Annotated in this window: 14 protein-coding genes; 12 read left to right on the plus strand and 2 right to left on the minus strand. The window is 63.3% G+C overall.

Going from position 1 to position 14,278, the window contains the following annotated elements; all coding sequences use genetic code 11:
• Window positions 1-239 precede the first annotated feature (239 nt).
• The 9 genes from HCO70_RS20075 (at window position 240) to HCO70_RS20115 (ending at window position 9,716) form a co-directional block, all read left to right on the plus strand.
• On the plus strand, window positions 240-1,316 hold the full coding sequence (locus HCO70_RS20075) for a hypothetical protein (RefSeq protein ID WP_172299526.1): 1,077 nt from the start codon (window positions 240-242) through the stop codon (window positions 1,314-1,316).
• 63 nt (window positions 1,317-1,379) lie between these two features.
• Window positions 1,380-2,519, plus strand: coding sequence for a hypothetical protein (locus HCO70_RS20080; protein ID WP_172299528.1), 1,140 nt, complete (start codon window positions 1,380-1,382; stop codon window positions 2,517-2,519).
• A complete protein-coding gene (locus tag HCO70_RS20085; RefSeq protein WP_172299530.1) occupies window positions 2,516-4,081 on the plus strand; it encodes a hypothetical protein in 1,566 nt (521 codons plus the stop codon). Before HCO70_RS20080 ends, HCO70_RS20085 begins: the two co-directional genes overlap by 4 nt.
• Window positions 4,082-4,115: 34 nt before the next feature.
• Window positions 4,116-6,056 (plus strand): ATP-binding protein, encoded by a 1,941-nt coding sequence (locus HCO70_RS20090; protein ID WP_172299532.1) that lies wholly within the window; start codon window positions 4,116-4,118, stop codon window positions 6,054-6,056.
• 7 nt (window positions 6,057-6,063) lie between these two features.
• The gene (locus tag HCO70_RS20095; RefSeq protein WP_172299534.1) at window positions 6,064-6,450 is read left to right on the plus strand and encodes a hypothetical protein; all 387 of its coding nucleotides are present in this window, start codon (window positions 6,064-6,066) and stop codon (window positions 6,448-6,450) included.
• Window positions 6,440-7,366 carry a restriction endonuclease gene (locus HCO70_RS20100; protein WP_172299536.1) on the plus strand — a complete coding sequence of 309 codons (927 nt, stop codon included), beginning with the start codon at window positions 6,440-6,442 and terminating at the stop codon, window positions 7,364-7,366. Before HCO70_RS20095 ends, HCO70_RS20100 begins: the two co-directional genes overlap by 11 nt.
• A 4-nt stretch (window positions 7,367-7,370) precedes the next feature.
• Entirely contained in the window at window positions 7,371-8,732 is a 1,362-nt protein-coding gene (locus tag HCO70_RS20105; RefSeq protein ID WP_172299538.1) for a DUF6638 family protein, read from the plus strand.
• Window positions 8,733-8,734: 2 nt separating this feature from the next.
• Complete coding sequence (locus tag HCO70_RS20110) at window positions 8,735-9,010, plus strand: hypothetical protein (RefSeq protein ID WP_172299540.1); 276 nt, start codon at window positions 8,735-8,737, stop codon at window positions 9,008-9,010.
• Between the two features lie 10 nt (window positions 9,011-9,020).
• Entirely contained in the window at window positions 9,021-9,716 is a 696-nt protein-coding gene (locus HCO70_RS20115; protein WP_172299542.1) for a DUF1523 family protein, read from the plus strand.
• Window positions 9,717-9,731: 15 nt separating this feature from the next.
• Here the strand turns inward: HCO70_RS20115 and HCO70_RS20120 are convergent, their stop codons facing one another.
• Window positions 9,732-9,974 carry a hypothetical protein gene (locus HCO70_RS20120; protein ID WP_172299544.1) on the minus strand — a complete coding sequence of 81 codons (243 nt, stop codon included), beginning with the start codon at window positions 9,972-9,974 and terminating at the stop codon, window positions 9,732-9,734.
• Window positions 9,975-10,115: 141 nt separating this feature from the next.
• Here HCO70_RS20120 and HCO70_RS20125 point away from each other — a divergent pair, with 141 nt between their 5' ends.
• Both HCO70_RS20125 and mscL read left to right on the plus strand, forming a co-directional pair.
• Window positions 10,116-10,364, plus strand: a complete 249-nt coding sequence (locus HCO70_RS20125) for a DUF6455 family protein (protein WP_172299546.1) — start codon at window positions 10,116-10,118, stop codon at window positions 10,362-10,364.
• 186 nt (window positions 10,365-10,550) lie between these two features.
• Window positions 10,551-10,985: a large conductance mechanosensitive channel protein MscL gene (gene mscL, locus HCO70_RS20130; protein ID WP_172299548.1), complete on the plus strand. Its 435-nt coding sequence runs from the start codon at window positions 10,551-10,553 to the stop codon at window positions 10,983-10,985.
• Between the two features lie 48 nt (window positions 10,986-11,033).
• Here the strand turns inward: mscL and HCO70_RS20135 are convergent, their stop codons facing one another.
• Window positions 11,034-12,374: an MFS transporter gene (locus tag HCO70_RS20135; RefSeq protein ID WP_172299550.1), complete on the minus strand. Its 1,341-nt coding sequence runs from the start codon at window positions 12,372-12,374 to the stop codon at window positions 11,034-11,036.
• Window positions 12,375-12,556: 182 nt separating this feature from the next.
• On the opposite strand from HCO70_RS20135, the gene HCO70_RS20140 reads away from it, so the two are divergent.
• Entirely contained in the window at window positions 12,557-14,275 is a 1,719-nt protein-coding gene (locus HCO70_RS20140) for a tryptophan halogenase family protein (protein ID WP_172299552.1), read from the plus strand.
• Window positions 14,276-14,278 lie beyond the last annotated feature (3 nt).

Here is a 14,278-nt window from a genome sequence, read left to right on the forward strand (position 1 = left end):
GCCAAGGGCGTTGGCCGGTACACTGTCGCCGATGCGCAAGGCGGGAAAACCCGACCCTTGGTTGCGAGGGCGGTGAGGCGTTAATATTAGTAATATATTTCAGTTGGTTGACTGCAGGAGTAGTTGAAGAAGCCCCACTATTGCCCAGACTTCGCCTTGCCCGAAACCGGATGACGGGCTCTTGTAAACCCGATAAACATTCCAACGTAATCCTTATTGATTGCCAGGCGAGGAGAGAGATGAGCGACTTTGACACCCAGGTGCGGGACAGCCAGGCCCAGGTGGCCGAGGCGCAGGCCAAGATTTCAGAACTGACCAGCCGCGTGGAGACGATGGGTGCGAAGGCGAAATCGGGCGAAGACATCTCGATCGACATCGAGAACGCCACGCTGGAGGACGTTCACGCCCATACCGAGCTGATGAACGCCAACATTGCCGAGCTGATCATGGGGCTGGATGACGTCACTTCCGGCTTTTCCAAAGATTTCGATGAGATGCGGAACAAGACTGGCTGGGAGAGCTTTGTCGGCTTCTTCTCTCAGGGCCGGTCGGACACGCTGCGTCAGGAGCGGATCCGCACCGCGAATATCGATGACAAGCTGCAGGACCTGATAGCCAAGTCCGACACCATCGTGAAGCTGCTGGAAAACCAGCTTGGCGTGCTGAACGAGCACAAGGAAAAGGTCGAAGTGAACCTGACCGGCACGCTGGACGAGCGCGAGGCGGTCGTCGGCGAACTGGAAAGCCTGCGCGCCGAGATCGTGGGCATGGACCCGAAGATCATCGAGCTGGAGAACAAGATCTCTGTCGAGCAGGACGCCGCAGCGCGGACCAAGCTGGAAAGCGAGCTGGCGGCGCTGAACGCACAGTACAACGAGATGGTCCAGCAGGAGCAGGTCAAGCTGGCCAAGTCGCAGACGCTGGAGCGGTATATCGAGAAGGGCAAGACCTGGGTCGACAGCCTGCAGAACCAGGCGGCGACGCAGATGGTGCTGATCAACAAGCTGCAGACGGATACCAAGCAGCGCGTGGTGCTGTACGACGCGCTGACGAAGTCGCTGAAGACGGCACAGCAGCAGGATGTTGCGCACCGGATCAACGAGATCGGCGTGCAGACCGACAAGGAGGCGCAGACCGCCATGGCGGCCATCGGTTCGGCCACGAACCAGCGGATGGCGGACATGATGGAGGCGCACGAGGATCACATGGTCTTTGCCCGCAAGGTGCTGGAGCAGAAGGCGAAAGCGGATGAACGCTTTGCGCGGCGGTTCCAGGCCATCGTCGAGAAGCACGACAAGAACCTGTACGGGGCGTGATGCGCCAAGCGGGCGCGGTTCAAGAAGGCCGTTCGCGGCCCGGTGCGGGTGGCACGGGTAGCCATGTCTGACACGATCAAGGACGATCTTGTGCGAGACCATGTCGGTCTGACCGACACCTTCGCGGCGCGGCGGTATTTCCGGAAGTTCGAGACGATCACCGGCCACCTGATGCGGGTGGCGGCGGTGATGGAGCAGGAAGGCCGTATCTCGAAGCTCGACGTCAAGGTGATCGGCGGGTACCTGCAGCGGCTGGCGGCGACGTTTCAGGCGCTGTCGCTGAAATACCTGATGACCGGGCGGGACACGGGCACGTTTTTCGGCTCGATCTCCATCGACCGTACGGAAAGCGGGTTTCCCGTGTTCCGGGAACTGCTGACCATGGCGAACGACGCGCAGCAGGCGGAGCGCCATCTGGCCGGGACGATGAATACCCATCGGCTGAAGGACGAGATGATCCGGCAGATCGTGGGCGAGCTGGAGATCCCGACGAAGCTGCAATTCGCGATGTCGCAGCGGCTTTACTACGAGGAACTCGTAAAGGGCGACCTGTTCTGGGGGCAGAACGATCCGCAGGCGCACTGGCTGGGGGATCTGGGGCCGGGCCGGCGGCGGTATCTGGTTCACTGGAGCGTCTACGACAGCCAGGTGAACCTGCCGACGATCTACCTGATGGAGGTGGAGGACACCGGCGCCCGCGGGCTGCCGGTGGATGACCGGCGCTGGCCCGAGGTGCAGGCGCATCTGATCGCGCAGTCGCTGGCGGGGCTGAAGCTGCTGACCATCGCGCAAGGGTTCGACCGGGATTTCGGCGACCTGCATCCGAAGCTGCTGCGCCGGATTCATGTCGGGCCGATGTACTCCGCCGCCTACACCCTGCAGACCGGGCCGATCCACGACGTGCTGGACGAAGCGCATTCGCCGGAGGGTCAGGACTGGGCGCTGGCGTGGACGTCGGAGCGGCTGGAAAGCGAGCGGGTTGAGACGGAGCGGGCCGGCTGGTTCGGGACGGTGGAGCGCGAGATCTTCGCGCTGGACCCGTTCGCCGGGCGTGGCATCGACACCGGGGCCACGGCGACGGAGCGGGCGATCATCATGCCGGCGCGGCCGTTCCAGGTGCTGGCCGAGAAGAACCCGCCGGGGTTCCGCGAGGTGCGCAAGTTCGTGGTCTCGCCGAGCGGTCAGGTGGTGAGTTACCGGTGAGCGTCGTCGGCGAAAGGGAAAGCACCCGCTGGAGCCTGAATGACGCCGTGGCGGTGCCGGTTGCGCTGGTGTTCCTGGCCGCCGGGATATGGCGGCACCGGGGCTATTTTCACGACGACGCCTTTATCTCGCTGCGCTATGCGCTGAATCTCGCGAAGCATGGAGAGCTGACCTGGAACCTCGGCGAGCCGGTCGAGGGGTATACGAATTTCCTGCATCTCTTGGGTGCGGCCGGTCTCATCAGGCTGGGCGTCGCGCCGGAAACCGCCGTGCTGGCGATCAACCTTGCCGGGGCGCTGGTGCTGGTCGTTGTCGCCTTCATGGCCGCGCGGGTGGTGGCGCCCGGGGAGGACCGCGCGCTGGAGCGGATCGCGGCGGTTGTCGCGGTTGGAGCTACTCCGGGCATTGCGGTCTGGGTGACGGGGGGGCTGGAGGCGGTTCCGCTGTCGGCGATGCTGGCCGCGGGGTTGTGGGGCGTTCTGCTGCTGTCGAGGGATCCGGAGCGGGGCGGCGTGATCGCTGGTGTCGTGCTGGCCTTCAGCCTCGCGGTGCTGACGCGGATGGATGCGGCGGTGTTCATCGCGGCGAGCGGGCTGGGGCTGCTGCTGGCAAGCGGGGGCGAGACGCGCAAGCGCCTGATCGCGGCGCTGGTCGTTGTCGGTGTTCCGGCTCTCGTGTCGCTTGGCCATATGGCCTGGCGGTACGAGACCTACGGAACGCTGCTGCCACTGACATTCGATGCCAAGACCTCGCTGCCAATGGCGAGCCGGATGGCTGGGCTGCAGCCATTCTTCACGGCATCGCTGACCTGGGCGCCGATCATCGCGCTTTCGGTTATCGGGCTGTTTGCCGGTCTTCTGTTCCGGCTGCGGGGACGTGATTTCGCGCTGCTGGCGACGGTCTTCGGTGTGCATCTGGCCTATGTGATCTGGTCGGGCGGCGACCACATGAAGGGGTCGCGGGTGTTGCTGGTGATCGTCCTGCCCGCAGCTTTGCAGTTGCTTTCGGTGGCGGAAACGTTGAGCCGGACTGCGGGGCGCGCGATCATGGTGGTTGCCGCGCTGGCATCGGTCGTGGCGCTGTACCTGCGCCCGCCGTTGCAGATGGACCCGGCCGCCTATGTCGGCTCCATCATCGGGCGCCACATCGCGGCGGAATGGCCGGCGGACAGCCTTGTCGCGGTGCACACGGCGGGATCGACGCCGTTTCAGGCCTTGGATCTGCGGTTCATCGACATGCTCGGCCTCAACGATCCGGTCATCGCGGCGCGCAAGGACGTGCCGATCCGCGCCTTCATGCAGCTGTTGCCGGGCCACATGAAGGGCGACGGAGCCTATGTGCTGTCTCGCAAGCCGGACTACATCATCGCCGGATTCGCACAGGGCAGCCCGGTGGAGGAGCAGACCTTCCTGACTGACGTCGAATTGGCCGAACTGCCGGAATTCGCCAAATGCTACGAGATGCGGCAGGAGAACGTGGCGATCCCAGAAGATCTGGCTGGGCGGGGTGAGCCGCCATCCGATCCCCTGGTGTTCAGCTTTTACGAGCGAGTGTGCGAATGAGCGGTAGAGCCGGAGAGATGCGGGAGAGAGAGCGATGACGCAAAGCGCGGATCTGATGGAACTGCGCGAGGAGGATATCCGGTCGCATTACCCGGCTGTTGTCGCGATGCTGGAAGGGTTCGATCACACGCCCCGGATCGCGAAGGCGACGGATCGCCCCGCGCCGGAGCGGTCCTCTGGCATCGGGACACGGCGCCGGTTCCGGTCGACCACGCCGGGGTTGGTCACACGCTCGACGGCGCGGCCGGAGGGCGTGCGCCTGCTGGAACGGATCGAGGAGTCCGATGGCGGCGATGCACTGGTGTCGCCGGTACAGGCTACTGTGATGCAGAGTCTGCGGCGGGCCTTGGCGATATCGCTTGCGGTAGGAGAAAACTATTCCGAGGCGACCGGGCTGAAGGCACTGAAGAAGGAAAACCTCGAGGGCCGGTTGGCCGCCGGCCAGTCGGCGGAGTTTTCCGAACTGTTGCAGGCGGAGGCGCTTGCCGTTCTCTACACATTCGGCAATGCCGCTGCGTTCCTGCTGGCGTCGTCGGCGAGCGAGGTGAGCGTCGAACTGGGCGGCATCGACGAGCTGCTGACCGACAATGCGCAGCTGGCGCTGCACGGTGCATTGTGGGAGCTGGATCAGGATCTTGAGCGCTTTGCCGATAACGAGGCGAAGCTGGTGGCCGTGGTGCTGGCATTCGCGGAAGTGCTGATGGAGCGGGTCGCATTACGGGCGCAGACCGCACCGCGGCTGGGGGCGTTCACCGGCGCTTCATGGCGGGTCGAAGCGGACGATTTCACGATTCAGGGGTTTTCGCCCGCGCGGAAGGCGCGCGGTTCCACCCTGACCATGCAGTTCAAGAAGCCGAACGAAGTCGTGGGCAACCACATCGCCAAGTACCAGGCGATGAAGCTTGCCAAGATGCTGATGGCCTATGATTTCGAGCGAAAGCTGAATCCCTTCGCCGAGATGGGCGGGTTCATCTTTACCTTCATGGGGGACGGCAAGCCGGGCACGGGCAAGACCACGCTGATCCAGATGATGGCGGGGCTGATCTCGGAATACTGCACGAATGCGGGGTATCCGTTCCGTTACCAGAATTTCGGCATCGACAATATCGACAGCTATCAGGGCAAGTCCGGCCAGAATGCGAAGGCGTTCATCAACAACGTGCTGGACCCGAACGTGATCGGCTTCGGCACGGTGGACGACATCGACCAGATCGCCGGCAAGCGCGGCGACCGGCAGTCTAGCGCGGGGCAGCAGGAAGTGACTGCCGTACTGATGGAAGCCTTTGCCGGCGCGAACACCGTGGTGCGGGGCAACTGCACCTTCGGCATGTTCTCGAACTACCCGGAGAACGTGGACGATGCGCTGCGGCAGCGGGCGGGAGCGCGGTTCCTCGTCGACGGTCCGCAGACGCGGGACGACTACATCGACATTCTGGCTTTGCTGCTGGGCAAGAAGCACGATGTTCCGCTGGGGGATCACGACCTTTACGCGGCGCAGGAGATCAAGCGCGCGGTGGCGCGGTCCTTCGAGCAGCATGGCCGGCCGCAGGAGGACGGGTTGCTGCGCGTCTGGCAGGAAACCGAAGCGAAGATCGGCCGGCTCGACACGATCGCGAAGCTGGGGACCTACCTGAAGGCGATCCAGGAGGCGGACGAGCGGTTCACCGGGCGGGCGATCAAGAACATCACCGACGCGGTGAAGGTCCGGGCGATGGATTTCGAGCTGCCGGACGAATGGATGGAGGACCCGGAACTGTTCCTGTTCCGGCCCTATGACGAGAAGCTCGCGATGCTGGAGGAGATGCGGCAGCCGATCACCGTCGAGATGGTGATACAGGAAATCAACCGTTACGCGGACAGCGAGTTCCGCTATGCCGACAAGTCGGACGAGGTGGCCATCGAGGCGATGGTGCGCGATTTCGGCCGGCAGGAAGAGGCGAAGCGGCGGTATCTTGGCGGGAAGGGGGGAGCCTAGGGCGCGGATGATCGACGCGAAGCCGATATCTTTCCTGAACACCGGTGTGCCGCTGATCCTGCTGGGGGCGCTGGCGGTGCTGATCCCGTTGCTGATGGTCCCGCGCGGGACGCGGTCTCAGGTCGAGGTTGCGGTGGGGATCTGGGCGTCGGCCGGGATGCTGCTTTTGGCCGGACTGGCGGTATTCGCGGTGATCTACGCGGTCGAGGGGATCGGCGTATGGTCTGCCTTCGGAAAGGCGCCGCTGGCGACGGGATGGTTCTTTCTGACGCTCTCGGGCTACGCGGCGGTGGCCTGGGGGCCGGTGCTGTTGCTGACCTGGCTGGGGCTGGCGCAGCGGGTGGAGAAGCGGAAGGGCGAAGATCGGGCGAAGGGAGGGAGAAATGGGGCGTAGGTTCGTAGTGGAAGCCGAAGGTCTGCCTGACTTGCCAGGCATGATGCTGGTTACCCTAGAGGCTCTGAGAGAGATTGGGGGATCAGCCACCATTCAAGAACTGGATGAAAAAGTTGCGGAGCTCGAGGGCGTTTCCGAGGTTGAGCAGTCCTACGCAATGTCAGGCGACGACCCCCGACCAAGGCTCAACTATTATTTGGCGTGGGCCAGGACCTTTTTAAAGCGCGGCGAAGCAGTCGAGAATTCATCTCGAGGTGTTTGGGCCATCACTGAGGTCGGGCAAAAGATAACTGTCTATGAGCAGACCAAGACTATCTACGACAGGGTGAATGCGGAAGAGCGGGAGAAGGCACGGGAAAAACGGCAAAAAACAAAGACTGCCGAAGGGAAATCCATCTCAAAGGTAGGCCAAGAAACGCTCATGGAAGCGCCTTCGGCGGTGGCTCTCGAGGAGAATAAGGACTGGAAAACGGAGCTTCTTGAGGTTCTGAAGGCAATTGAGCCTTCTGCGTTTGAGCGGTTGTCCCAGAGACTATTGAGAGAGAGTGGATTTACCAAAGTTGAAGTGAGGGGAAAATCGGGGGATGGAGGAATTGATGGTGTCGGCGTCCTTCGGGTTAATCTCGTATCCTTCCAAATCTTCTTTCAATGCAAAAGATACAAAGGAAGCGTTGGCGCATCGGAGATCCGTGATTTTAGAGGCGCAATGCAGGGTCGGGCCGATAAGGGACTCTTTATCACAACAGGTAGTTTCACCGCACAAGCCTCTGATGAGGCAACGCGCGATGGTGCAACCGCTATTGATCTCATCGATGGGGAGCGCCTGTGCCAGTTGTTAAAAGAGAACGCGCTCGGAATTTCGACTGAAATGATTGAAAAGGTGTCTGTAGACGCCGATTGGTTCAAGAGCATCTGACCAGATGAAACGCCTTATCGAAATGGGTCTGATGTTCGGAAACCTCGTTCGGGTGGACTCGCCGGCGCTGGTGGAGCGGTACAATCGGGCGCTGACGCATCTGACCGGGAAGACGACGGAACAGACGGATTTCCACATCGACATTTCGGGCTTCAGTCCCGAGATCGGCGACGAGCTGGGCGATGACCTATACCTGAACCCGAACGGCTGTAACCGGCAGTTCATCCTGCTGACGACCGAGCAAAAATCGGCGCCGCTGCTGAACGCGCGGTTCTCGTTCTCGCGCCGGGTGCTGCGGGATTTCATCGAGGCGAACGAGGCGAAGCTGTTCGCGCTGGTCACGCGGGATGCGGTGGCGGGGGAGCTGATGAACTCGGTGCTGGAGGTTGGCTCGCCGCAGCGCCTGTTCGATATCCAGCGGATCGTGGTCGAGGCGGATACGACCGGCGGCGACGTGCGCAATGCGCGGAAGCTGCAGGAGAAGATCGAGCGGTTCCGCAACGAGGACGACGCCTGGTGGGACGACGTGCTGATCGCCGAGATGATCGGGCTGGCGAAGCAGACCGGCGACGTGACGCGGAATCCGGTGGACCTGAGCACGTTCGACCTGCAGGTCCCGGATTTCTGGACGGCGCATTACGGCGGCCTTTACGTGTTCCGCGGTGTGGAGCACCCGGCGGCGATCGCATCCGGCGACCGGGAAGCGCTGGGCGAGTTGCCGATCAGGTATGTTCTGGGCCTGAACGAGCCGAACCGGATCGCGAAGTTCTTCGAGCTGAACGGGCTGGTGGAACCGATCGTGAAGGCGCGCGGCATCGACGGGGCGGCGATCCTGCGGCAGAAGATGGACTTCATCCTCGTGGATGCCGCCGCGACTCTGGGCCACGACATGAGCGTCGCGACGCGGCGCGATCTGCGGATGCTGGCGCGGCAGCTGGGGTCCGCGCTGCCGGAAGCCTATCACGGGCTGGCGGCGCTGCTTCGCTGGGCGGAGGGCGGTGGCGACTGGCCGCGGATCGCCAGCGATCACCCGGCGTATTTCTACACCCTGCGCGCGGCGGCGGGTCCGCAGATGGAGCTGGTGAACCAGCTGCTGGCGGAGCTGACTCCGCTGGACGTGCGGCAGCTGTTCATCTGCCACAAGCAGTTATTCTACGACCTGTACCGCGGCTGGAGCGAGGCGAAGAAGGAATACGTGGCCGAGTTCCTTGCCGCCGAATACGCGGTGGACAAGGCGGGCACGCGTGCGGCGCTGTTCGGGCAGGAGCCGGGGATGGAAGAGCCCGAGGCGGAACAGGAGCCCGTGGCGCGGCGCGAGGACCTGATCAACCTGGTCGGCCCCTGGGGCGCGGTGCGGCGGAGCTAGCGATGGGATTTCTGCGGCTGATCTTTTTCGGGTTCATCGGGCTGAGCATCATCTACGGGCTGCTCTGGCTGTACTCCCGCTCGGTACGCCGCGAAAAGCTGGAGGACGCCTGGGATGCCGAACATCCGGAAGGGGGTGATCCCGAGGCGCGGGATGCCTATGTGGAGAAGGGAATGAAGGCGTATCATGCCAGCCTGCGGCCGAAGCTGCTTTTGCTGGTATACGTCGTCCCGGCGGTGGTCGCCGCCGTGGTGCTGATCGTGATGAACTGGACCTGAGGCTGCCTGAATGCGCTACGTGAAATGGACCTTCTACACCATCCTGTTCGTGCTGCTGTTCGGGCTGCTGCACTACACCTTGCCGCAGCATGACGTGGTCCGCGTGGTCAACACCTACCAGGAGCGGCAGGACCTGGACGACTGGACGCGGATATTCTGGGCGAAGCCGGACGATCAGTCGACCGGGCTGATCAACCGCGATGTCCAGTTCATCCAGACGGTGCAAAAGAAAACCTGGCTGCTGGGCTTCATCCGGCGCGACGCCGAAGGTGTGATGGTCTATCGCAACGAGGATACCGGCTGGTCGTGGCCACCATACTTCAAGTTCGACACGGCGAGCCTGCAGACCGAGGCGGATGACCTGCGGTCAACGCGCGAAAGCCCGAAATGGGCGGTCATCACGCATTACGGCTGGCGTAACGAGCTGTTCTCGGCATTTCCGAACGCAATCGCGATCCGGGAAGTCGAGTCGCCCGACGTGGTGGTGATCCCGTGGTTCAACATCTTCTTCTTCGTCTTTGCTATAACCGTGATCCTGTTCATCCGTGCGATGTGGCGGCAGTTCCGCGAACGGTCGGTCGATCCGGTGCTGGAAAGTGCGGGCGACGCCTGGGACCGGGCCGATGCACAGATCGACGACACGCGCGGACGGTTCCGTCGCTGGCTGGATTCGTGGAAGCGCAAGCCGAAGGGGCCGGTGAAGTAACAGTCGCGGGCGCGGTCAGGCGGGGTCGTTGCGGCGGAGGCGGTAGACCCCCTCCGGCAGGTTCAGCGCCGCCGAAAGATCGCGGAGCTGCGTGATCGAGAAGGTGATCTTCTCTACCCTGTCGGTCTGCGGATTGAGCTGTTCCACCGTGACGCAGTCGTCGAAGGCGTTGACGATGACGTCCTCCTGCAGATGGCTTCCGCCCTCGTCGACGAGGGTGACCACGGTGGCGTCGAAATCGTGCTCGATGGTAAACATGGCCCGACCCTAGCGGCCCTTCCGGCCTTTGCCCAGTGCCCGTAGCCGGCCATCGGCGAAAGCTTGATCAGGATCAAGGCGGAGGCCGCCGAAATCTGTCAGAATTACCATATTGGATGGGTTGTTTAGGGAGCCGAACCGATGAGCAATCGACTGGTAGAGGCAAAAACGGCCTGTCTGATGCAGGGTATGTCGCGGGTTCTGGGAACGAGTCCGGACCTTATCGAGGGCGAACTGGGATCGGATCGACTGGACGCGATGGTGCAGACTTGTCGCTCCTGTGCCCGGGCCGACGATTGTATCCTGTGGCTGCTGGATCATCAGGCGGGGTCCCGGAGGGCGCCGGAGTACTGCCTGAACGGAGAGCAGCTGGAAGCGCTGAGCGTCTGACCGGTCAGCCTGCGGAGGGCGGGCTGCGGTGCGATGCCGGCTAATAGGCCGCCCCCTTGCGGAATCCGCAGGGGGCGGCTCTATTTTTTGCCGACAAAGTCGCAAGAGATCCCCGAAAATCCTGTTACAGTCGACCCGCGGCCCCTATAGGGCGGGTCGGACAAGAGCTGGTACAGGGGGCAGAACATGCTTAGCGAATTCAAGGCATTCATCGCCAAGGGCAATGTCATGGACATGGCCGTGGGCATCATCATCGGCGCCGCGTTCACGGCGATCGTCAATTCCATGGTCGGCGACCTGATCAATCCCTTCGTCGGTCTGTTCCTGGGTGGAATCGATCTGACCAACTGCTTCATCGTGATCTCGGGCGACGGCGAATACGCGTCTCTGGAGGCCGCGCGCGAGGCGGGGGCTGCAGTCTTTGCCTACGGCGCCTTCCTGATGGCCGTCATCAACTTCCTGATCATCGCCTTCGTGGTCTTCATGCTGGTGCGCTACGTGAACCGGGTGAAGGATATGACCACCAAGAAAGAAGACGAAGCGGCCGAAGAGGCACCAGCCGGTCCGACGGAACTGGATGTTCTTCTGGAGATCCGGGATTCGCTGAAAAAGCCGGTCTGAGGGGCCGGCGCGGGGGTGATCCAAGCCCCGCCCGCCCGGGACCTGCGGCTATTTCGTTGCGGGCCAGGTCGGATGTTCGTCGTCGATCTGCACGGGGTGGCTGTGGATCCAGCCACGGCCGCGCCGCGTTGCACCCCGAAGATGCGGATGATCCTGCGGGAGGCTGGTGTGTTCATGCTCCAGCTGGTCCGGCATGCCGCCGGGCCAGAGGATTATCGCCACGAATGCCGCGGCCAGACCCGCAGCGCCGAGCCCCAACATGGCGACCGGGACGCCTGCCGTGCTGCCGAGCCATCCCGCGACCGGATAGGCGACCAGCCAGCAGGCATGGCTGAGCGCGAATTGCGCGGCGAAGAGAGCCGGACGATCCTCTGTTTCGGCGGAGCGGCGCAGCAGTCGGCCTGACGGCGTCATCACGCCCGCCAGCGCCGCGCCGATCAGGAACCAGAGCAGCAGGACCATCGGCCATGTCGGCCAGCCGGAAAACAGGATCGCAAGACCGAGGGCGGCCATCGCTCCGCTGCCGAGAAGGGCGCCGGTCAGCATGACCGGGCGGTCCGGCACGCGGTCAAGCAGGGGCGGCAGGGCCAGCGCGCCAAGCATCGATCCCGCGCCATAGGCGCCAAGCAGCACGGCGAGGTCCCGTTCGGCGCCATCATAGACGGACCGCGCGATGACCACCGTCAGTACAAGTATGACGGCGCTGACGGCGGCGACAGTCGCTGTCAGCGCCAGAAGGCCGCGCAGGCGCGGGGTGGCAAGGTAGATGCGGATGCCGCGGGTCAGACGCTCGCGGAAAGGGCGCGGTCTGGCGTCTCCGGGTGCCGGGATATGGGAGCCCAGCACCAGCGCAGCCGATGCGAGAAAGCCGAGCGATGTCCCTGCGAACAGCCAGTTCGGCTCTATCAGGCTGAGCAGCAGGCCGGCCAGAACCGGGCTGGCGAGGTTTTCCATGTCGTAGGCGAGGCGTGCCAGTGACAGGGCACGGGTATAGTTCGCCTCGTCCGGCAGGACGTCCGGCAGCACCGCCTGGTAGGTCGGGGTGAAGGTGGCGGACGCGGCCTGCAGGACGAATATCAGCGCGTAGATCTGCCACGCGGCGTCGATGAAGGGCAGGCAAAGTGCGGCGGCGGCGCGGACAAGATCGGCGGCGATCAGCACCTTGCGCCGGTTGAGACGCGCGAACAGGGCCGTGGCGACGGGTGACAGGCCGACATAGGCCAGCATCTTGATCGTCAGCGCGATGCCGAGAACCTGCCCCGCCTGATCGCCCGCAAGGTCGAACGCGGTCAGCCCCAAGGCGATGGTCAGAAGACCCGTGCCAAGCAACGCCACGACCTGCGCGACGAACAGGCGCAGGTAGGTCGGGTTTCGCAGGATTTTCAGCATCGGCGCACGCGGCTTTCCTTCCGGGAAAGCATTTGCCGGATCGAGGCGCGATGCAAGGGAGTGCGTGCGCATCGGCAACGCAACCCTGGAATGGCATCTCAAAGGGTGACAGGCGCGTATTTGATTGGATAGGCTTAACGCGACGGAAGGGTGTGCGGCGCCGGTAGCAGTGGGGGACAGCCATGGCGGAACCGATCCGGGAAGTGACGATCGTTGGTGGCGGAACGGCGGGCTGGATGGCGGCGCTGCTGCTTCTGCTGGGGTTGCCGGCCGGCCGCAAGGCGAAGATCACGCTGATCGAGTCGCCCAATGTGCCGACGGTGGGCGTCGGTGAGGCCACGGTGCCGGGCATGCCCCGGACATTGCGGGAAAGCGGCATATCGGAGCGGGATTTCTTTCGGGCCTGCAACGCCTCGTTCAAGCTGGGCGTCGACTTTGCCAACTGGAACGTCGATCGCAAAGGCGACTTCATTTCCTACATCAACCCGTTTTCGCGGCCGAACGTGCTGGATCGTGTCGATGTCGGCGTCTACTTCACCGAGTTCGGTGCCGGCAATCTCGACTACGTGCAGTCCATGTGCTTCGCCAAGGATTTCATACAGGCATGCAAAGCGCCGCGGATGTCAGGTTCGCAGGAATACGAGGCCAAGTTGGGCGTGGGTTTTGCCTATCACCTGGATGCCGGACGGTTCGCCAAGCTGATGCAGAAGTCCTGCACCCTGAAAGGCGTGCAGCACGTGCTGGACGACGTCGTCGATGTCGAGATGGACGAAGATGGCAACGTCGCGGCGCTACAGCTGGAACGCACCGGGCGGCATCCTGTCGAACTGGTGATCGACTGCACCGGGTTCCGGGGGCTCATCATCAACAAGGCGATGAAAGAGCCGTTCCTGAGTTACTCGCAATACCTCGCCAACGACCGTGCGATGGCGGTGCAGATCCCGCATGCCGATGAAAAGAAGCTGGAACCTGTGACGCGATCCACGGCGCTGGGGGCGGGGTGGTCATGGCGCGTGCCGCTCTACAACCGGATCGGTACCGGATATGTCTATTCCAGCGCGCATCGCAGCGACGACGAGGCGCGGGAGGAGTTCCTTGCACACCTCGGACCCGAAGGCAAAGGCGCCGAACCGCGGGTGATCCCTATGCGGGTGGGTCGGAACAGGAACGCCTGGGTCAAGAACTGCGTCGCGATTGGCCTGTCTGGCGGGTTCATCGAGCCGCTGGAGTCCACGGCGATCCACATGATCGAGATGGGGATGCGCTGGCTGGTCACCTATTTCCCCGACAAGGACTTCGCGCCACCGCTGCGGGACCAGTACAACCGCCTGACCGGCAAGATGTACGACGAAGTCAGGGATTTCATCTGCCTGCACTATGCCCTCGGCAACCGTACTGACACGCAATATTGGATCGATGCGCGCGAGGCGCTCGAGGTCCCCGACAGCCTTGCCGAGTTGCTCGAGGTGTGGCGCTACGTTCTGCCCGGCCATTATGATCTGAAATTCGCCTCGCTCTTCGATCACGCCACCTATCAGGCGGTTTTACTGGGCAAGCGGGTGTACGAGACCGGATACGGGGCCGGAAGCCTGACGCGCGGGGCGCAGTTGGACGCGGCGAGGTGGAAAAGCTACCTGGGGCAGGTGCGAGGAAAGGCCAAGCAGGCAGTTTCGGCAGCGGCCGATCACCGGACCTATCTGGCCGAACTGCGTGGCGACATGGAACCCAAGGTGCAGTTTCCGATGCCGCAGAAAGCGCCGACGCAGTTCGGGCAATTCGGGCAGTTCGGGATGGCACAAGCAACCGTGCCATTGCCGGGGACGCCGGTGTCTCAGATGGTCAGGGCAACGGCACCGAAACCGCCGAAAGAGCTGGATCAGGACGACGCCAGCCTGCTGTAGTGG

This window comes from Pseudoruegeria sp. HB172150, assembly GCF_013184805.1.
In the GTDB taxonomy this organism is placed as follows: domain Bacteria; phylum Pseudomonadota; class Alphaproteobacteria; order Rhodobacterales; family Rhodobacteraceae; genus Psychromarinibacter.

Coding starts and splice junctions, on each gene's coding strand:
- HCO70_RS20075 (WP_172299526.1), top strand. CDS start 240: ATGAGCGACTTTGACACCCAGGTGCGGGACAGCCAGGCCCAGGTGGCC.
- HCO70_RS20080 (WP_172299528.1), top strand. CDS start 1,380: ATGTCTGACACGATCAAGGACGATCTTGTGCGAGACCATGTCGGTCTG.
- HCO70_RS20090 (WP_172299532.1), top strand. CDS start 4,116: ATGACGCAAAGCGCGGATCTGATGGAACTGCGCGAGGAGGATATCCGG.
- HCO70_RS20095 (WP_172299534.1), top strand. CDS start 6,064: ATGATCGACGCGAAGCCGATATCTTTCCTGAACACCGGTGTGCCGCTG.
- HCO70_RS20100 (WP_172299536.1), top strand. CDS start 6,440: ATGGGGCGTAGGTTCGTAGTGGAAGCCGAAGGTCTGCCTGACTTGCCA.
- HCO70_RS20105 (WP_172299538.1), top strand. CDS start 7,371: ATGAAACGCCTTATCGAAATGGGTCTGATGTTCGGAAACCTCGTTCGG.
- HCO70_RS20110 (WP_172299540.1), top strand. CDS start 8,735: ATGGGATTTCTGCGGCTGATCTTTTTCGGGTTCATCGGGCTGAGCATC.
- HCO70_RS20115 (WP_172299542.1), top strand. CDS start 9,021: ATGCGCTACGTGAAATGGACCTTCTACACCATCCTGTTCGTGCTGCTG.
- HCO70_RS20120 (WP_172299544.1), bottom strand. CDS start 9,974: ATGTTTACCATCGAGCACGATTTCGACGCCACCGTGGTCACCCTCGTC.
- HCO70_RS20125 (WP_172299546.1), top strand. CDS start 10,116: ATGAGCAATCGACTGGTAGAGGCAAAAACGGCCTGTCTGATGCAGGGT.
- mscL (WP_172299548.1), top strand. CDS start 10,551: ATGCTTAGCGAATTCAAGGCATTCATCGCCAAGGGCAATGTCATGGAC.
- HCO70_RS20135 (WP_172299550.1), bottom strand. CDS start 12,374: ATGCTGAAAATCCTGCGAAACCCGACCTACCTGCGCCTGTTCGTCGCG.
- HCO70_RS20140 (WP_172299552.1), top strand. CDS start 12,557: ATGGCGGAACCGATCCGGGAAGTGACGATCGTTGGTGGCGGAACGGCG.